Raw genomic sequence first — 19,677 nt, forward strand, 5'->3', positions numbered from 1 at the left:
AAACCCAAAATAGGTGTTTGCCTTTAAGGACATCTAATTTATGTCACCCAACTGTTTTAGCTAATTGAACTTAATAATGCGGTTACACCGCTAAATTTGGACGCCAGCAGCTTAGGGTATTTCAATAAAAAATGCTAAAAAGCAGACTTTATAAAACGCAATAATGCCTATTGAAAAGAAGTAAGTGTAAATAAATTGATACGGAACTGTCGATTTTAACCGTAATTTCGGTTTTTTGAACACGCATAACACCCACTTAGCCAAGTATAAAAAAATGAAACTGCCCTCTTTAAAAACTCAAGTGAAAATACAGTGAAATAGCTTATAAATAAATTTGATAAAATATGTATTAAAAAAAGTCTAAATAAGTACTTAAGCTCGTACTTGCCAAATGACCACATGTAACAGTTCGACAGATAAATTACGCATTTAATTGCTTCTGCGGATACCGTATTGATTATTCACAATTGGCAAAAATGTGTGCCTTTTCCGCACGATAAATCTTATTTTTCAGAGAGTTGCAAACAGTGTTTTGTTAATAGATTTGATACCGTAATTTCACTCACTTTTTTTTCTGAAAATTGCGCGTCACAAACGTTGTTACCACTGACCTGTGTCTATATACTCCGCGAAATATTAGGTAGGGTTAAAAAGCCCTTATCTAGAGATTTAATTTCCAGCTATTTGGAGTTGTATAATGTTGTTTAACGGTAACCTAGTCACTGAGTCTGCCACTCGTCAAAAAATTCGCGATTTTTATCGAATAGATGAAAACCTTGCCGTTGAACACATTTTGCCAGATGCAGAAGTTAATATGCGTGCCCGCAGCCGAGCTTGGGATCGCGCACGCAAGATGGTGCTGCAAATTCGTAACGATCAGGATGGCAGCGGCGTGGTTGAGGCCCTGCTCAATGAATACTCCTTATCTTCAGCCGAAGGCGTAGTGTTGATGTGTCTAGCGGAAGCGTTATTACGGGTTCCAGACAAACGTACTCAAGATAAATTAATCAGCGACAAATTGTCCAAAGGCCAATGGAGCTCACATTTAGGTAACAGCGACTCCTTATTCGTCAACGCATCTTCTTGGGGCTTACTATTGACAGGTGGTTTGGTTAATTATGCCAATCAAAAAAATAAATTTGGCTTCCTGAAACAAACCTTGGGTAAAGTTGGCGAGCCTGTTATTCGTAAAGCTATGAACATAGCCATGAAGGTCATGGGACAACAGTTTGTGATGGGTGAAACCATCGAAGACGCTGTAAAGCGCGCTGAAGAAAAAGAACGTAAAGGGTATGTTTATTCTTATGACATGCTAGGTGAAGGAGCCAGAACCCAAAAAGATGCAGACGATTATTTTGATGCTTATGCACAAGCTATAAAAATCATCGGCATAGCTGCAAAGGGCAAAGGGCCCAGAAAAAGCCCTGGAATTTCAGTTAAATTATCGGCTATTCATCCACGTTACGAATTTACCCATAGAGAAAGGGTAATGGAAGAGATCCCCACCAAACTAAAACAATTATGTCTGCTGGCCAAAGAATATGATATTGGACTGACAGTCGATGCCGAAGAATCAGAGCGTCTTGACATCTCCCTAGATATAATTGAAAAGGTATTCAGTGATCCTGAATTAGCTGACTGGGATGGTTTTGGTTTAGCCGTGCAGTCTTATCAAAAGCGTGCCTTGTACGTGATTGACTGGTTGCGGGAGTTGACCGAAAAAGTCGGTCGTAAATTGATGGTCCGATTAGTAAAAGGGGCTTATTGGGATACGGAAATAAAAAATGCCCAAAAAGATGGTCTGGAACACTTTCCGGTATTTACCCGTAAATCTTCTACCGACGTCTCTTACCATGCCTGCGCTAACCGCTTATTGGATTATCGTGACACTATATACCCACAATTTGCTACCCATAATGCTTACACTGCCGCTGTCATAGTAGAGTTGGCCGGTGATGACAAGGAAGGCTTTGAGTTTCAATGTCTGCATGGGATGGGTGATAGCCTATATGACCAAATAGTTTCTTTAGAAAGTATCCAATGCCGTATTTATGCTCCTGTGGGAGAGCATGAAGATTTATTAGCGTACTTGGTGCGTCGTCTTCTTGAAAACGGTGCAAACTCTTCTTTTGTTAATGCCATTGTTGACGAATCAAGACCCGTTGAATCCTTACTCGAAGATCCAGTTGAGAAGACCCAACGTCTAAAATATAAATATAACGATCAGATCCAAAAACCTATCAACTTGTACGGTGCAGAAAGAGACAATTCTAAAGGTCTTGATGTCACCGACATTAATCATATTACACCACTAAAAGTGGCCATTGATGGCTGGTTTGAAGAAAACGTATTGAGTGAGGAGCAAGTACCACTAGGCAGTCATGCCGTACGCAATCCTGCTAATTTAGATGAGATTATCGGCTTTCATCACTACGATACCCAACAGCAGATGGCAGATAAATTGACTGTTGCGCACAACGCTTTTAGCAGTTGGTCACAAACACCTATGACTGAACGAGCGAATTTGTTGCGCAGAACTGCTGATATTCTCGAACGCCATATAGATGAACTTATTGCACTGTGCATAAAAGAAGCAGGAAAAGTCACGTCAGATGGGGTGGATGAAGTCCGTGAAGCAGTAGACTTTTGTCGCTATTATGCCGCTAGAGCAGAAGAACTCTCAGAAGATAACAGATTAGCTCCCCGTGGCGTGGTGTTATGTATCAGTCCTTGGAACTTTCCTTTAGCCATATTTTTAGGACAAGTAGCTGCTGCTCTCGTAACCGGTAATACTGTGATTGCCAAACCCGCAGAGCAAACCAGTTTAATTGCCCTGCGTGCTTTACAGTTAATGGAATATGTTGGATTGCCCGCAGGTGTTGTGCAATCTGTTATTGCTGAAGGGCCAGATGTAGGCAAAGTCTTGTTGCCAGATGAGCGGATCAAAGCGGTCATGTTTACCGGTTCCACTGTTACTGGTAATGTCATTGCCAACGCCTTGGCTCAAAGAGGTGGTGAGCAAGTCCCCTTAATAGCTGAAACAGGTGGCCAAAACTGTATGATTGTTGACTCAACAGCCTTGCCAGAACAAGTGGTTGATGACGTCATCGCCTCTGGTTTTCAAAGCGCAGGACAACGTTGTTCAGCACTGAGAGTCCTGTTTTTGCAAGAAGAAATAGCTGACTCAGTAACCGAAATGTTAATAGGCGCATTGCAAGAATTAAGTGTAGGTGATCCCGCTTTCCTAGCTACCGATATTGGCCCGGTAATTGACAAAAAAGCCTTGGCTAATTTACAAGCTCATGCTGAAGATATGCAACACAATGGAACCTTGTTATATGAGTGTAAAGTACCCGCTAACAAGGGTACATTTTTCGCTCCTAAACTTTATGAAATTGCAGATATCTCAGTTCTCAAACGTGAAGTATTTGGACCTTGTGTGCACATAGTGCGATTCAAGGGTGATGATCTTGAAAAAACAGTTGAAAAAATTAATGACACAGGTTTTGGTTTAACTATGGGCATTCATACTCGAATTGATGCCAGAGCCATGGAATTAGTTAAACTATCTCGCGCCGGAAACGTTTATGTAAACCGAAATATGATTGGTGCCATAGTGGGTGTTCAACCCTTTGGTGGCCGTGGACTCTCTGGAACTGGTCCTAAAGCAGGTGGACCCAATTACTTAACACGCTTAATGTTTGAAAAGTCGACGCCACGAGCCATAACTGAATTATTGCCTAACACCGATAAAGCGCTACAAAGTAACGAAGAAGGCAAGCTAGAAGCAGCTACCTTCATGACAAACGCTCACGCGACAGAGCATGAATGGCGTTTTACAGATTTAAATACGCGTCTATCATCATTACGACAATTACTCGCCACTATTGCCAAAGTGGATATAGTAGAAGAACTGGCTGATGATTTAAATTCCACTTTAGCGGCAGCACGCTCGCAATTGATCAGTATCGAAAAACGTCTTAAAAAACCCAAGTTTTTACCTGGGCCAACAGGTGAATCCAATGTGTTGTATTTGGAACCCAGAGGCGTCCTGGTATGTTTCGCAGATAAAGATGTCACCTTTGAATATTGGGTATTATCCATCGTGACCGCCTTAGCAACAGGGAATGTGGTCATTTCGGTGGTATCTGAGCTGTTTTACGCTGAAGCGATAGAGTTTCGTGAACAGTTTATTGCAACTGGCGCACCTGAAGGCGTATTTCAAGTGGCTAAGCTTCATCACTTAGAAGCGTTGTTGGCTGAGGAAGCGCTAGCCGGTGTAGTCATAGACAGTGAATGTGAACGTTCCAGCTACATGGTACAAATGTTAGCTAAACGGACTGGTGCAATACTACCTGTTATTACCGCTGAGTATTATGACAACTTGATACAGCGTTTATTAACAGAGAAAACGGTGAGCATAGACACCACTGCATCCGGCGGTAATACTTCTCTCATGACACTGGTAGAAGATGAAGAATAAAATCACACCAATTTAAAACGTGCCACAAGGCAGGTTTTACTAAACGTCAGAAAAACCCAGCTAGCTAGCTGGGTTTTTTTTAATATTTAGCATACTAATGACTCGTATTCGACAGCTCCTTGAAATGGCATTTAGTCTAAACAAGGGATTATTCAGCCTTAGTTAAAACAGGCAATGTAGTCAATCTCAATGTTCTCTTTGGTGTAAGGGAGTTGATACTATCAAGGGGCAAGATTAGGGTGTTTTTAGTCTGATGATTATACAAAAACACATAATTAATAGATGTCCCTAATAACGAGTAGTCAGCATCAGTTCCAGACGTTGCTTTAGAATCGACCAGAATAAGATCTTGTTTTTGTTCAATAATCGATTGCGCCTTATTTTTCGCATGAACACCGATAAACATGAAAAAATAAACTACAAGGATAAAGAAAGTAGTCCACTAAAATGACTGAACACTTTGCACCCCAGCAATATAGGGAATGAATCTAAGGATCCCTTTATCAAATTTTCTGTCTAACCACGCGCTCATGGGTGCATGAATATATGCTATCCCCCAAACAAGTAGCGCCACCGAAAAAGCCCCAACCACCATTAACATAACCATTGTGTTGTGGTTGAATTAACCGGACACTTCAATAAAGGATTATAATCCTGTTAATTGAGGTGAATATGACTAAACGAACAAATAAACATTATCCCGCAGAATTTAAACAAGAAGCGGTCGCTCTGGTAATAGAGCAAGACTATCCAATCGTACAAGCTGCTGCATCTTTGGGTGTGACAGACAAACTACTTTACAACTGGGTAGCTAAGCATAAGAAACAGGCACTAGGTGACGTGTTGTCTGGCGATGAACGAGCAGAGTTAATTCAACTCAGGAAGGATAATAAACGTCTACAAATGGAGCGTGAAATCCTAAAAAAGGCAAGTGCCTTCTTCGCGAAAGAAATGAAGTAAGATATTCTTTTATAAGTGAGCTTGATGCGAAGTATCCGGTGTCAGTTGCTTGTAAAGTGATGGAAGTGAGTTCGTCAGCATACTACGCATGGCTAAAAAAACCTGGTGAACTCATTAGCGCTCAAACGCTGAGACTGTATCGACGAGCCAAAGCATTATTCAAGGCAAGTCGAAACAGTTTAGGCAGCAGAGAGCTTGCTAAAGCACTACGCAAAGAAGGCTTTGAAATAACGCGGTATCGCGCCATTAAGTTAATGGAACGGCTTAAATTAGTTGTGACTCAGCGAATAGCTTATAAAGTGACAACCAAGCGCAAACACAGTGATGCTGTGGCTGACAACTTGCTAAATATGAATTTCAATCCTGTTGGACCCAATCAAATTTGGGCGGGTGATGTGTCCTATTTAAAGACTGGTGAGGGCTGGTTGTACTTAGCCATTGTCATGGATTTGTATTCACGCCGGATTGTAGGTTGGCATATATCAAAACGCATGACGCGTGATTTGGTCGAGCAAGCACTGACAAAGGCTCATAATTTACGCAAACCACCAAAAGGTTTGGTGTTTCACAGTGACAGAGGCTCTCAGTACACGAGTAAAGGCTTTAGAAATCTACTGTCGCGATTAGAGTGTCGAGCTAGTATGGGAGATGTTGGAGCTTGCTGGGATAATGCTGTTGTGGAGCGCTTCTTTGGAAGTTTAAAGCATGATTGGTTGTTTAAAGTACCGCAGCCCACTCGAACACATATGCGAGAAGATGTTGCTAGGTACATGAAATATTATAATGTTGAGCGACTACATTCAGCTAATTTGGATCAATCGCCAATTGAATTTGAAAACTCCTTTAGAAAAGTGTCCGGTTGGACTTGACCAGAACACACCCTTAGGCTTGAGAAATAAAACACATTCAGCAGCGAATTGACTATTGATTCTAATAGTAATAATGTCGTTTTTACTTTCGCTCGCGAACTGTGACCGATAGACATAAAAGAGATTGAATGGCGTGAGTATAAAAACAAGCGAAGTAGACGTATTAATTATTGGCGCTGGCATTTCTGGTATCGGGACGGCCTATCATCTTCAGAAGCATTGCCCAAGCAAATCATACGCTATTATTGAAGCTCGAAGCGACGTTGGCGGTACTTGGGATCTATTTCGCTATCCAGGTATTCGTTCTGATTCAGACATGTTTACTTTTGGCTTTAACTTTAAACCTTGGCGCTCACCCAAAGCCATTTCCCCTGGGCAGGATATCAAACATTATATCTCTGAAGCGGCATCTGAAAATGGCATCAATAAACACATATTATTCGAGCACAAAGTGGTCGCAGCCAACTGGGATAGCCCAAGTGCCAAATGGCATACTGAGATCCGCAACCTAAAAACGGGTGAGAGTTGCCAATATATCAGCCGTTTCTTTTTTTCTGGTGCCGGTTATTACAATTATGAGAATGGTTACACCCCAGATTTTAAAGGGGTTAATAATTTTTCAGGTGAAGTCATTCACCCGCAACATTGGCCAAAAACCCTCGATTACGCAGGTAAAAACGTGATTGTGATTGGCAGTGGAGCGACTGCTGTTACCATTGTGCCAGCCATGGCAACCACGGCTGGGCATGTGACTATGCTGCAACGCTCACCTACCTACATTGCCTCAAGACCTCAGCAGGATGCATTTGCTAATGTGATGCGCCGCTATCTTCCAGCAAAACTGGCTTACAGTCTCAGTCGCTGGAACAAAATACTGCAAGGCATGTTTATGTTTAGCATGGCGAGGCGACGCCCCGAGTCTGTAAAAAAAGTCATCCGAGACGGCGTAATTGACGCACTGGGAGAAGACTACCCGGTTGATAAACACTTTAAACCTAGCTACCAGCCTTGGGACCAACGAGCTTGCTTAGTGCCTGACGGTGATTTATTTAATGCCATAAAAAATGGCTCTGCCAGTGTTGTCACCGCACATATAGACACATTCACAGCCACAGGCATTAAGTTGCAGTCTGGTGAAGAGCTGACTGCCGATATTATTATCACGGCGACCGGGCTTAACTTAGATATACTCGGCTCTTTTGAGCTAAGCGTTGATAATAAACTATTTAATGCCGCAGACAGTTATTGTTACAAAGGCATGATGTTGAGTGGTTTACCTAACTTCGCGTTTTCAATGGGTTATACCAATGCGTCCTGGACCCTAAAGTCAGATTTGGTCGGGCAGTATGTGTGCCGTTTGATTAACCATATGGATAAGCATCAACATCATTTCTGTCAGCCTGTCTTACCCGTTAATGGTATTGAAACCGAAGCTTTCATGAATTTTACCTCTGGCTATATTACTCGGGCATTAGATAAGATCCCCAAACAGGGCCGGGATAAGCCCTGGAAACTTAACCAAAATTATATACTTGATCGGATGAGCTTGAGCTATGAATCTGTGGTTAATGACAGTATTGTTTTCTCATCGCTTACACCTAAATAAACCCATGAAAACTTAAATATATCCCAAATAGTTCAGTCATTAGAAACAACATGTAAAAGTGGCAAAATTAAGCTGAACACAAAAGCCACAAATCAACCCAATTGATCCTTAAGGGTTCAGAAATTTATAATGAGGCTTTATCTTTACTTTGCATTAAATCCTGAAGATAAATCCCTCCCTTGATACCATCCATTGCCGCATCAATATATTCAGCAATCTTGTCAATATCAGGGATAGTATCTCGACAGGCCATTAAGCCAAAATCAATATCATCACAATAACTGACCACAGTAATATTTAATGACTGGCCGTCAATTAACACAGATAAAGGATAAGTGGCTTGTAGCTTTGCCTGACCAAAATACAAAGGTTGCCTAGGACCTGGGACGTTGGATATGGTCACGTTTGCAACAGGTGGTAATAAGTTGGTCATATTGAGTTGATTCATCACTGCAACCAACCCCTGAGCAATCACAGCAAAACTAGTAGCAGCATCCGCAGAAACTGCGCCCAGTTCTTCTTTCGCATCCTTGGTTGATGCGCCAATTTTGGCTAATCGCGTCATAGTATCAGGTTCGTCAGTGGCCAAATTAGCAGTGACATAAGTAATTTGGTTACCTGTGCGATTCATCTGTCTCACAGAAACAGGAACCGAGGCAATTAAAGACTTTGTAGGTAACGCACCTCTTTCTTGCATGTATTTTCGCAATGCACCAGAGCATAGTGCAAGTACCATATCATTCACTGTAGCATTGGCTTGTTTACCGATGCTCTTGAGCTCTGTAAGCGAAAGTGATTTGACCGCAAAACGGCGAGCCCCTGTAATAGGCACATTAAAAATAGATTTTGGCGCTGTAAAAGGCACAGGAGAGGTGTTTTTACTGATCCCGGTGGCTTTAAGGCCTTGTCCCCAAAACATTTTTGACAGGTCCTGAACCATACTTGCACTGTCTTTAACTTGTGAAGCTAAATTAGCTGTTTTTTCACCCAAACTTATTGAACTTTGAGGACGAGGATGAAGGTGTTTTTTCAGGCCCGCCCAAGGAGCACGGACCTCGTCTTGGCCAGATAAACTAAAACAATCTTCCATCAACTCGATGCCACCCATACCGTCAATAGCTGCATGATGCATCTTCATGTACAGAGCAAACTTGTTACCTTCCAACCCTTCAATCAAATGAAACTCCCACAAAGGGCGTTCCCTATCCAATAGACGGCTATGCAGACGTGAGGCTAATTCTAACAAGTCAGCCATTTTGCCAGGTTTAGGCAAGGCTGAATGACGAACATGGTAATGAATATCAAAATGTTCATCGGTTACCCAACTTGGCAGCTTGGCGCTGCTAACATGGCTTAACTTTTGATTGAAAGGAGGGCCTGCAGGTTGGACTTCTAATTTGTCCATCAAATCTCGAGGGAAATTACCCTTGTACCCTTTAGGTATCTCAAAAATCGCCAAGCTAGCAACGTTGACGGGTGTAGTCTGCTTTTCTAAAGACAAAAAAGCGAGGTCCAGAGCAGTTAATTGATTTGACACTGAGATAACCTAAAAAATCCATGTGGTCAGACTATACAATGAAATCTATAAGTTTTATTTGTTATTTCTACACCGTCAAAATTTAGCTCCTATGTTTAGCTATATTTTACTGCGTTTTAATGGCGTGTAGGCACCACATGCTAATGTAAGGAAGCAGATTATCATCGCTATATATCTATATTTAAAGACTGACTTAACTTAACTTAACTAATAAAGGGTTTCAGTTCTTGCTTCAATACTATTTTAAATGGCTGTTTTTCAAATTCAATAATATCACCGGCCATAATCTTTTTACGTCGTCTGGTTTCAACCTCACCATTGACTAACACCCGCCCCTCATCAATAGCCACTTTAGCCTCCCCCCCGCTGGAGACCATGGCTTCTAATTTTAATATCTGATAAAGAGCGATTGGCTCGGCATAAATTTCAATATCTTTCATCGGTAACGTTTCCACTTATTTATTTAACCTTATTTTCATTTAATTCACATACTCCATCTGTATAAACTCAAAAGACATGCAGACGATAACAAACACAACGCTAATGCAAATGCAAAACATCTAAACACCAAGTGATTGTTTAATCAAAGCCATTTTATTCTAAATAATTAATATCAATATGCACCAAAAACACTGATCCGTATAACAATACAACAAGTAAAGTTTAGTAAACATACGCATTATGGTTATAATAGCGTCGACTTTTACTTCCCAAATTGACTAAACGAGCTGTATTGATGAAACTATTGATTAACCTTATCCGTAACCTGTTAGGTGGCATTATTGCTGCCATTGATTTTATCACCCGTGGTACAAAATTAAAACGCACATCACAAGCCCAACAACAGGTAGAAACAGAACTAGAAAAGATTTCTTTGTATCAATTTTTTGCATGCCCATTTTGCATCAAAACACGCAGAGCTATGTACAAACTCAATCTGCCTATCGTCAAACGTAATGCCTCGCAAGGTTCGCCTTATCGTGATGAGTTATTACAAGGTGGCGGGAGGGTTCAAACTCCTTGTTTACGTATTGAAAAAGATGATGCTGTTGAGTGGCTGTATGAATCTTCAGAGATCATTCGTTACCTCGAAAAGCGTTTTGTTTAAAAACGCCTATACAATTTTACTTTAAAGCATCAGAGTGCCAGTAACTTTGCACTCTTTTAACACTTAAATTTAATAATGCCCCCTCGCTAACTGTTCACCATCAACAGTTAATCATCATGCTGCAGTTTTATTAAAAAACATGCCATATTTTTGCCGTCATATCTAATTATTTGTTGGCCAGACAAGAATATTAGTTCGTCTTCGTTGGATAATTATTTCCAGATATTTCTGGAAATTCATCTAATAAAGAAATGTGCCTCCCCTCGCAAGTCCCGATATTTATGAAACACAAACTCATCGGTAATTACCCAGACTTGCTTAATATTTAACGCCTGACGCAGTCAAATCAATAATAGTTTGTGTGTATAAATCATATTGAGACAGGTAAGAAATGTTTTTACTCTTAAAATTTAGACCGGACACTTTTTCACCTGTGTATTACCAAGGCAAGACTTCACCATTTGAATGCCAGAAGGTGCCAGTATTTTCTAAATTCAATTCTTCAATACGCCTTATTAAACGTTCAACTGCAACAGCAGCAGAAATATCGCCACTATTATTGACCATCTCAGTTTGCACATATCCCGGATGTAATAAGGCGACAGCCACTTCTTGCTCTTTTAGATCATGAGCCAACGACACACCAGCAATATTTAAAGCGGCTTTGGACATACGATAACCATAACGACCACCAGAAGTGTTGTCTGTTACTGAGCCCATGCGACTGGTTATTAAGGCTACTTTTGCACCTTTAACCAGTTGCTTTCTCAGCATTTGAGTGACCATTAAAGGCCCTATTGCATTGACTCTAAATTGGTATTCGAGTGTCGTAACTGACATATGTTCTAAGGTTTCATTAGCTAACACACCAGCGTTATTGATCAGTAAATCAATTTTCAAATCGCTCAACACTGGCAGAATTTTTTCTAAACATTCAGGACTTCCCACATCAACTTTATCGATCACTTTGGCGCTTGTTTGACTCAGTTCGTCGCTAGTGTTTCGGCAAAGTGCGATCACTTTTTCACCCTTAGCTAAGTATTGTTTTACAAACTCTAAACCCATGCCACGATTGGCTCCGGTAATAACAACAGTTGCCATAAAAACGCCTTAATTACTTATATTAAAAGGATTGACTAGCTAATAATCTAGCTAAATCTTCTGGGGTATCGATGCCAACAGGTGGCGTGATTCTGGCTTCCTGCACATGGATTTTTTCACCATGCCACAACACCCGAAGTTGCTCTAATGATTCAATTTGCTCTAAGCCTGAAGGCGACATATTCACATATTGTTTAATAAAACCTGCTCGATACGCATAAATACCAATATGCCGAAAATAAAAATCACCTATCTCATCAATACTGTCTGAATCTAGAAAACGGGCTCTGTCATAAGGGATAGTCGAACGTGAGAAATACATAGCATAACCTTGTTTATCCATCACAACCTTTACGGTATTGGGATTAAACGCTTCTTCTACATCGGTAATCTTAACCGCCAATGTCGCCATTTCAGCTTGCTGGTGGTTATGAAGATTTTCTGCTACTTGTAAAATATTTTCAGCAGGGATAAAAGGTTCATCACCCTGCACGTTCACCACTAATTCATGGGATAGCATGTTTTGTAAATCGACAACTTCAGCTAAACGTTCTGTCCCAGATTCGTGATGTGTACCTGTCATACAATATCTGCCACCAAAATCATCTACGGCTTTGGCGATCCTAACATCATCAGTAGCCACTAGAATATTGCTCGCCCCTGACTCTTGAGCTCGTTCGTATACATGTTGCACCATTGGTTTACCTTGTATTTCTACTAAGGGTTTACCAGGGAAACGGCTGGACGCGTATCGTGCAGGAATAATGACACTAAATTGCATTCTTAGATCTCTTCAATCTTTTTAATAAACGTGGCCAATATATAACACTAACGGCTTTTTAACAGTTGTTCTATTTCTTCACTAGACGCATGTTTGGCTTCTGACTCCAACAACACCGGTATATTTTCCCGAATAGGATAAACCATACGATCGAATTTACAGATAAGTTGTGCCTGTTTATCTTGATATAATAATTTTCCCTTACAAACTGGGCAAGCTAAAATATCTAACAATTTTTTATCAAAGGCCATTATATTCTCTTAGTTTGTTTTTATTTGCAGTCACTTGTTTGAGTTTTTGTAAGAGCTGCGATTCAAATTGAGTGGTTAATTGAGCACTGACAGGTAAATACCAGCAATCATCATGTGCTATCTGGGTACATTTTACTGCATCTTTTTCTGTCATGATCACCGTACCGCTAGGGATATCTTCTTTAATAAAAGCATGGTGATCGACAAAACTTATTTGGTTCTTTAGCTTAACGTGCTTTTTTTGTAACAAAGCAAAGAAACGTTGGGGGTTGCCTATTCCAGCTAGAGCGATGACTGGAGAACGCAAATCATTTATGGATAAGCTTTTATTTGGGTATTTGACGTTTATCAATTTCCCTGCTTCCAGCGACATTAAATACTCACCATTTGTAACTAAGCCGCCATTTAACACTAAAAAATCAGCCGTATCTAAACGCCACGAAGCTTCACGCAACGGGCCTGCGGGTAATAACAGATGATTACCACAGCGCCTTTTTCCGTCCATTACCACAATCTCAATATCTCTATTTAAAGCATAATGCTGCAAGCCATCATCACAAATAATCACATTACATTTATGTTTCTCGACTAGTTCCATCGCTCCTCTTGCTCGATTAGGATCAACGACCAAAGGGCAGTTAATGTGCTGGCGCATCAATATGGCTTCATCACCTACCCAATCAACTTTACTGACAGCATCTACCGACAAGGGATAACTAGCATTTTTCCCGCCATAACCTCGACTTAATACGCCAGGATGATAACCTTCTTGTTTTAAGCGCTTTGCCAAATACACCACTAGTGGCGTTTTCCCATTGCCACCTACACTGATATTACCCACCACAATGACTAGAGCGGGAATAGTCTGCGAAGGCTTAATCTGCAATCGAAATAATGACCTACGAACTCCAGACAATATCCAAAACAGTGCGGTTAAAGGTAATAACACAATAATGACTGGCCAATGGAACCAACTCGGTGAATACCACATGTTGTCAATCCAATTCACTTGACGACTAGCTCCTCACCAAATTGCATATGATATAATTGTGAATATGCACCATTTTGCGCCAGCAAACTTTGGTGATTACCTTGCTCTATAATTTCACCTGCTTCGACCACTAAGATCGTATCGGCATTTTCGATAGTCGACAACCTGTGTGCTACCACTATGCTAGTGCGATTTTGTTGCAGTTTTTCTAGTGCATCTTGGATCAATCTCTCAGATTCTGTGTCTAATGCTGATGTGGCTTCATCTAAAATCAAGATAGGCGCGTCTAATAACAATGCACGGGCAATAGCTAATCGTTGACGTTGACCACCAGACAACATGAAACCATTTTCACCTACTATGGTATCCAAGCCTTCTGGTAATTGTTCTAAAAACTCCATCACATGCGCTGTTTCAGCCGCTGCGAGTATCTGCTCGCGACTCACTTTACCTTCTGAACCATAAGCGATATTGTTGGCAATGGTGTCATTAAATAACACCACATGCTGTGATACCAATGCAAATTGTCGTCGTAGGTCTTTCAGTGGAATATTTCTTAGTAACACATCGTCTAATAATATTTCACCTGTTTGATTATCGTAGAAACGTGTCAGCAAACTTGAAATAGTGGATTTACCACTACCAGATCGGCCCACCAAAGCAAAGGTCTGCCCGGGTTTGACTGAAAAAGACAGATGTTTTATCGCGGCATGTTCTTTACTCGGGTAACTAAAAGTCACATCGTTGAAGTCTATTTTCCCCTGAGCCTTAGTAATACGTTGAGTACCTTTGTCTTCTTCGATTTGTTGATCTAACACATTGAAAATACTCACGCAGGCCGCCATACCTTTTTGGAATTCGCTGTTGACGGTAGTCAGTTGTTTAAGAGGTTTTAACAGCATGGTCATAAATACCACTATGCTAACAAATACGCCTGGGGTTAACGTTGCTACTAACCCAGGGGTACTGGCTACGTAAAGCACCACAGCCAGTGCGATAGAAGCAATCACCTGAATCGAGGAAACACTCAGAATTCTAGCCACAACTAATTTCATGTTTTGTTGACGGTTGTGGTTATTTTTGTCAGCGAAAGAGTCATTCTCTATATCTTGACCGCCAAACATTAACACCACTTTATGGCCTTTTAATACTTGTTCAACTGAAGAAGTTAACCCACCCATAGCATCTTGAATACGTCGACTGACTAATCTAAAACGCTTGCTAACCACTGAAACAATAACAGCAACTAAAGGGCCAATTAGGATAAAAATAAGTGACAATTGCCACGATTTATAAAACATCGCAATTAGTAAGCCTATAACTAACGCACCTTCACGAACAAGAATGATCAGTGCCCTACTTGACGCATTAGCAACCTGCTCTGTGTCATAAATAACTTTAGAAATTAGTTGGCCTGTACTGTTGTTGTCATGAAACTCCACAGGAAAGTGGATGTAACGGCTAAACAATTGTTGACGCATACGCATCACCACATGGTTACCTATCCACGAAACCGAATAGGTTCCAAGAAAATTCAAAATACCTCTGAAAATAAATATAGGCACAATAAAATAAGCTGCCAAACGCAAATATTCATAATCGCCTTGACCTAGGCTATCGTCAACTAGCGTTTCAAGCTGGGCTAGAACCAATACATCAATCACTGAATAGCCAACCATACCAATAACAGCTAAAGCAAACGCCAGTTTGTAATCTTTAAGGTAGACGCTAAATCGTCTAAATATTGAAGATGGTTCTTGAGGATCCAAATTTGTGTGTGTGCTCATTAAATAACTTTTTTCTGGTGTAAGGCAAGAACGTCTTTATTGTAACCGTTAGGACGAAATTCCCCAACTATCAAGAGGATATTTATTATAGGTGTGGTGAATTTGCATACCAATAAGGATACATATCCTGTCTAAAGGTTTTGACTAGAATGGCTTTAGGTGAATCATACTCAATAATAAAAGACACTTGGCCTGAGTCAGACGTTGCGAAGTATTTGCTTTGTGTGCCCTTGTTATCGTTTACCTGCTCGAATCTGTCTAACACTTCTCGCCTAGGGAAACGCCAACGATTTAAAAACCCTTGACTAAAAATGACGTATTCAGCCCCTACTCTTTCAATAAATTCACTTGAAGAAGACGTATTACTGCCATGATGAGCCGCCATCAAAATATCAGCTTTTAATTGTTTTGGATATAATTCCACCAGCTGCTGTTCGATGCTTTTATCAATATCACCGGGTAACAAAATACTGTGAAATTTATCAGATACTTTGATGACACATGAACCATTGTTGTTGCTGTAATTAAATGCATTGTCTGGCCATAGGGCTTCAATCTTCAAACCTTGCCAATTGATAGCAAACTGTTGCTGACACCTATCTTGATTAGTTAAAACCTGTGATACCTGAATACCTTTGAGTAATTGCGGCAAACTTCCAGCATGATCATTATCTTGGTGACTGATAAACACTAAGTCTACTTTTGATAGTCCTCTAGCCTGCAATATAGGTAACAACACACTGTCGGCCATATTAAAGCCAGAAGGGTAACTTGCCCCTACATCATAAACGATGGCATGCTGGTTTTTACTAATCATCACAGCCAACCCCTGCCCCACATCTAAAACGTCAACCTGCCAAGTATGGGTTGTTTGAGGTAATAAATGGCTGATCAGCGGCAGCAGCAACACACAAAGATACTTTTTATTTATCCCAAAAGAAGGTAAGCAACAACCCAACACAAACAGGAATACAAAAAACCACACTGCACCTGGGAACGACTGAATAGTAAAAAATGAAGCATTGAGCTGTAACGTAAAATCAAGAAAAGTCAGGCTATAACTCAGCATATGGTCTGCTAAAGAAAATAACGCAAAAGCCCAATCAGAATTGAATGCTAAACAGATTACTGCTAGCAAGCAAAGAGGTACCAAGATCATCGTCACTGCAGGTACGGCGATTAAATTAACGAAGGGGGAAACGGTTGAGATATAAGAAAATTGCCAAGCCACTAATGGCAACATCAATACAGTCAAACATAATTGCACTTTGACCATGGCGGACAGTACCGCTAACAAAGAAAAATCACTTTTTTTAACCGGCCATCGCCAAAACACAAAACAAATAATGCTCACTGCACAAAAGCTTAACCAAAAACTCAAACCAAATATGCTTAGAGGGAATAATAATATAAAGCAGGTAAGCGACAACAAAATTAATTTTTTTGCTCCAAGATGTTTATTGCATAGAAAAAACACACTAAACAGAAGCAACATCAGCCATGCTCTCAGTGTAGGCAAACCAAAACCAGCTAAAGCTGAATAAGCCAAGGTGGGAAAAAGTGTCAAAAACATGGCCATGTTATGCAAGTTAATATGATGTAAAGAATAAAATCTGCTGATCAACACACCACCGACCCAAGCTATCAACACATAACTGAGACTTGCAACCAAGGCCAAATGTAGACCTGAAATGGCAATAAGATGTGCCACCCCAGTTTTTTGAACTAAATGCCAGTCTTGCGGTTGCAACAATCCTCGATAACCAAACGTCAGTGCAGCTAGCCAAGACTGATGGGGTAAAAAAAAGTCTAACATTCGATTCAGTAATGTTTGCCTAATGGTTTTAACATCGTCAAGCAACGTATTGTCTAAATGTGATTTAACATAACCAGTTGCATTTATACCCTCACTAAACAGCCACTGTTGATAATTAAAGCCAGCTTCATTGGCCAATCCATGAGGGGGTTTAATCTTAACCAAAAGTGTCACTTTTTGACCCTGCTGCACCTGCCAAACAGGCTCACGCCAATTAAGGCGGAAACGTCTAGCAAAAAACAAATCTTGGTCTTCGATCTGTGTAACCTTAATATTAAAACGTATATTTTGCTCTGCAATGACCACACTGCTGACCTTGCCTATTATTTGTATTGGTTGACTAATTTGTTCTGAAGATAGTTGCAAATAGTATTGCCAATGCCCTACACTCGCCATCCATACTATGCCTAGCAAAAAAAAACCAAGGTGTTGATGTTTTCTAATTGCTAGGCCAGCACAAATTAATAATAAAAGAGTAATCAGCATGCTAGGCAAGCTTATCCAGAATAAACTGGAAAACGAGGCGGCAATGAAACTGCAAAGTTTACTGTCCATATTAAGTGGTAAATGCTTTCCGTAGCTGCATGAAATTAAAGTATAGAGAACTATTCTGAAAAAGTTTATTAAGCGCTTTCTACCCAGTCCAAAGAAAGTCAAAGAACATAAAATATTGTCAATTTTTGGTACTTTGCTTCACGATCCTAATCTTTGGCATTTAAATAGACGCTCAGCGTCAGGGGCCTTTGCTGTGGGATTATTCTTCGCATTTTGGCCTGTGCCTTTTCAAATGTGGTTGGCAGCAGCATTGGCCATCCCCTTGCGGGTTAACTTACCGTTGTCTGTGGCTACAGTCTGGATAACTAATCCTTTCACTATGACGCCCATTTTTTACAGTGCTTATATTGTAGGTACTTCAGTAATGGGCTCCCCACAAAAAGATTTTAATTTTGAATTGAGCTGGGACTGGGTACTACAAAGCATTGAAACCATTGGCCCAGCGTTTTTGGTAGGTTGCCTGATATGTTCAATATTTTTTAGTGCCGTGGGGTTCTTTAGTTTAAATTATCTGTGGAGGTTATCAGTTACTAAAGCATGGGAAAAACGTATCCAGAAACGTTACCCAAAAGCCTAAAGTGATACAGGAAAAGTGATGATTCAATCACTTTTTTGAGTCTTTATTAATAAAAAATCTATAGTGCTTCTTTTTAATTTATTTGCAAAAATAGTCTACTAAAAACAACGATATCCTCTTAGCTACGTATGCATCATAAATCCTCTGGTATCGTTTGGGCTCATTGCAAGCATTAGCAGGTCACATGACGCCTTAACTTTATATTTTGCTTGAAATGAATAGGCCCAAAGTCAGCTTGATATAATGAACACAATAATTGTGCACTTCCGAAAAATGTAACAATAAATATATCAGCTAGAGGGTATTGGTCACCTAGCTGGGCACTACTTTTTAACAATAATCAATTCATCAAGACTTAGCTTCTCAGGCCGGTATAGATTGACTTTATCATCTTCTTTTGGGTAACCAAGAGCCAAACCACAGACTAATTTGTACCCTTTTGGAATATCAAAATATTTTTCTAAAGGTGAACGCCACATACCAAGAGCGCCCTGTGGGCATGTCCCTAAACCTCTGTCTGTAGCTGATAACATAAGTGATTGCATCATGATCCCTGAATCAACCAATGCGGTAAATTTCATACTTGGATGAATAAAGACAAAAATAGCAACGGGTGCATCAAAAAACGTAAAATTTCGGGCCATAGCCTCATCCCTAGCCTGTTTGTCACCACGAGCGATACCAAGAGTGTCGTATAAACCTTTGCCCGTTGCCATTCTACGGTTTTGAAATATACCAGGATATTTACCCAAAATAGGTTTGTAATCTCCATCAGGCATGGCCTGACTTGTGGCTGCACTAAACAACTTAAGTGGCAATGGCAGACGTTGTATTTTGTTTATTTTATAATATCTAGACAGCAATTCCTGTCCAAGTTGTTTGCATGTGTCGCCATCAGCAACAGCCACTTTGTAGGGTTGAGTATTAGAGCTTGAGGGTGATTCAATGGCATCCAATAAAATATCGTTAATCGTGTCCTTTTGAACCGGTCGATCGGAAAATGCTCGAATACTTCTGCGCGAACGCAGTACTGCTGAAAATTCCATGTGTATCCTTATGAAAACTAGATTGTTGGATCTTTCATGAATTTAGCATAGCAGTCAACTCGCACAGACCATAATAACTGTCCATATATGTTCCTGCTGGTTGCGAAGGTTGCTCTTTGATTAAATCATATATGGGACAGAACACAGTACTTGTAACTGCTCTGATAGCTTTGATTTTAATCCAGCGCATATGCGACATCATTTTGTCG

The 19,677-nt window shown here is 40.4% G+C and carries 14 protein-coding genes; 5 read left to right on the forward strand and 9 right to left on the reverse strand.

What is annotated here, in order from left to right; translation table 11 throughout:
* Positions 1-697 precede the first annotated feature (697 nt).
* The 3 genes from putA (at position 698) to Q0Y52_RS04095 (ending at position 7,918) form a co-directional block, all read left to right on the forward strand.
* Complete coding sequence (putA, locus tag Q0Y52_RS04085) at positions 698-4,483, forward strand: bifunctional proline dehydrogenase/L-glutamate gamma-semialdehyde dehydrogenase PutA (protein WP_297818367.1); 3,786 nt, start codon at positions 698-700, stop codon at positions 4,481-4,483.
* Positions 4,484-5,155: 672 nt separating this feature from the next.
* Positions 5,156-6,312, forward strand: a protein-coding gene (locus tag Q0Y52_RS04090; RefSeq protein ID WP_297818370.1) for an IS3 family transposase whose coding sequence is annotated in 2 segments (ribosomal slippage) — positions 5,156-5,402 and positions 5,402-6,312 — 1,158 coding nt in all. Because the reading frame shifts where the segments join, the coding sequence is not laid out codon by codon here.
* Between the two features lie 133 nt (positions 6,313-6,445).
* A complete protein-coding gene (locus tag Q0Y52_RS04095; protein WP_297818371.1) occupies positions 6,446-7,918 on the forward strand; it encodes an NAD(P)/FAD-dependent oxidoreductase in 1,473 nt (490 codons plus the stop codon).
* 124 nt (positions 7,919-8,042) lie between these two features.
* Here Q0Y52_RS04095 and Q0Y52_RS04100 read toward each other — a convergent pair whose 3' ends face one another.
* Together Q0Y52_RS04100 and Q0Y52_RS04105 are read right to left on the reverse strand one after the other, a co-directional pair.
* Positions 8,043-9,455, reverse strand: a complete 1,413-nt coding sequence (locus tag Q0Y52_RS04100; RefSeq protein WP_297818373.1) for a wax ester/triacylglycerol synthase family O-acyltransferase — start codon at positions 9,453-9,455, stop codon at positions 8,043-8,045.
* A gap of 203 nt (positions 9,456-9,658) precedes the next feature.
* A complete protein-coding gene (locus Q0Y52_RS04105; protein ID WP_297818376.1) occupies positions 9,659-9,895 on the reverse strand; it encodes an RNA-binding S4 domain-containing protein in 237 nt (78 codons plus the stop codon).
* Between the two features lie 296 nt (positions 9,896-10,191).
* Here Q0Y52_RS04105 and Q0Y52_RS04110 point away from each other — a divergent pair, with 296 nt between their 5' ends.
* Entirely contained in the window at positions 10,192-10,563 is a 372-nt protein-coding gene (locus Q0Y52_RS04110) for a glutathione S-transferase N-terminal domain-containing protein (RefSeq protein ID WP_297818378.1), read from the forward strand.
* 438 nt (positions 10,564-11,001) lie between these two features.
* Here Q0Y52_RS04110 and Q0Y52_RS04115 read toward each other — a convergent pair whose 3' ends face one another.
* From Q0Y52_RS04115 to Q0Y52_RS04140, 6 genes are all read right to left on the reverse strand, one after another.
* A complete protein-coding gene (locus tag Q0Y52_RS04115) occupies positions 11,002-11,664 on the reverse strand; it encodes an SDR family oxidoreductase (protein WP_297818380.1) in 663 nt (220 codons plus the stop codon).
* A 22-nt stretch (positions 11,665-11,686) separates the two neighbouring features.
* The gene (kdsB, locus tag Q0Y52_RS04120) at positions 11,687-12,445 is read right to left on the reverse strand and encodes a 3-deoxy-manno-octulosonate cytidylyltransferase (RefSeq protein ID WP_297818381.1); all 759 of its coding nucleotides are present in this window, start codon (positions 12,443-12,445) and stop codon (positions 11,687-11,689) included.
* 47 nt (positions 12,446-12,492) lie between these two features.
* Positions 12,493-12,696, reverse strand: coding sequence for a Trm112 family protein (locus Q0Y52_RS04125; protein ID WP_297818383.1), 204 nt, complete (start codon positions 12,694-12,696; stop codon positions 12,493-12,495).
* Complete coding sequence (gene lpxK / locus Q0Y52_RS04130) at positions 12,686-13,705, reverse strand: tetraacyldisaccharide 4'-kinase (RefSeq protein ID WP_297818386.1); 1,020 nt, start codon at positions 13,703-13,705, stop codon at positions 12,686-12,688. The genes Q0Y52_RS04125 and lpxK overlap by 11 nt, the downstream gene beginning before the upstream one ends.
* Positions 13,702-15,474: a lipid A export permease/ATP-binding protein MsbA gene (msbA, locus tag Q0Y52_RS04135; RefSeq protein WP_297818388.1), complete on the reverse strand. Its 1,773-nt coding sequence runs from the start codon at positions 15,472-15,474 to the stop codon at positions 13,702-13,704. The genes lpxK and msbA overlap by 4 nt, the downstream gene beginning before the upstream one ends.
* A gap of 85 nt (positions 15,475-15,559) precedes the next feature.
* Complete coding sequence (locus Q0Y52_RS04140) at positions 15,560-17,845, reverse strand: DNA internalization-related competence protein ComEC/Rec2 (protein WP_297818390.1); 2,286 nt, start codon at positions 17,843-17,845, stop codon at positions 15,560-15,562.
* 52 nt (positions 17,846-17,897) lie between these two features.
* On the opposite strand from Q0Y52_RS04140, the gene Q0Y52_RS04145 reads away from it, so the two are divergent.
* Complete coding sequence (locus Q0Y52_RS04145; protein WP_297818581.1) at positions 17,898-18,422, forward strand: DUF2062 domain-containing protein; 525 nt, start codon at positions 17,898-17,900, stop codon at positions 18,420-18,422.
* A gap of 323 nt (positions 18,423-18,745) precedes the next feature.
* On the opposite strand, the gene Q0Y52_RS04150 is transcribed toward Q0Y52_RS04145, so the two are convergent.
* Positions 18,746-19,468, reverse strand: a complete 723-nt coding sequence (locus Q0Y52_RS04150; RefSeq protein WP_297818393.1) for a nitroreductase — start codon at positions 19,466-19,468, stop codon at positions 18,746-18,748.
* Positions 19,469-19,677: the final 209 nt, after the last annotated feature.

Source organism: uncultured Paraglaciecola sp. (assembly GCF_943787955.1).
Classification (GTDB): domain Bacteria; phylum Pseudomonadota; class Gammaproteobacteria; order Enterobacterales; family Alteromonadaceae; genus Paraglaciecola.

What these genes read in the sequence shown, in the direction of transcription:
- Q0Y52_RS04125 (WP_297818383.1), bottom strand. Translation starts at nt 12,696, where the DNA reads ATGGCCTTTGATAAAAAATTGTTAGATATTTTAGCTTGCCCAGTTTGT.
- Q0Y52_RS04105 (WP_297818376.1), bottom strand. Translation starts at nt 9,895, where the DNA reads ATGAAAGATATTGAAATTTATGCCGAGCCAATCGCTCTTTATCAGATA.
- Q0Y52_RS04150 (WP_297818393.1), bottom strand. Translation starts at nt 19,468, where the DNA reads ATGGAATTTTCAGCAGTACTGCGTTCGCGCAGAAGTATTCGAGCATTT.
- Q0Y52_RS04140 (WP_297818390.1), bottom strand. Translation starts at nt 17,845, where the DNA reads ATGGACAGTAAACTTTGCAGTTTCATTGCCGCCTCGTTTTCCAGTTTA.
- Q0Y52_RS04115 (WP_297818380.1), bottom strand. Translation starts at nt 11,664, where the DNA reads ATGGCAACTGTTGTTATTACCGGAGCCAATCGTGGCATGGGTTTAGAG.
- kdsB (WP_297818381.1), bottom strand. Translation starts at nt 12,445, where the DNA reads ATGCAATTTAGTGTCATTATTCCTGCACGATACGCGTCCAGCCGTTTC.
- Q0Y52_RS04110 (WP_297818378.1), top strand. Translation starts at nt 10,192, where the DNA reads ATGAAACTATTGATTAACCTTATCCGTAACCTGTTAGGTGGCATTATT.
- putA (WP_297818367.1), top strand. Translation starts at nt 698, where the DNA reads ATGTTGTTTAACGGTAACCTAGTCACTGAGTCTGCCACTCGTCAAAAA.
- msbA (WP_297818388.1), bottom strand. Translation starts at nt 15,474, where the DNA reads ATGAGCACACACACAAATTTGGATCCTCAAGAACCATCTTCAATATTT.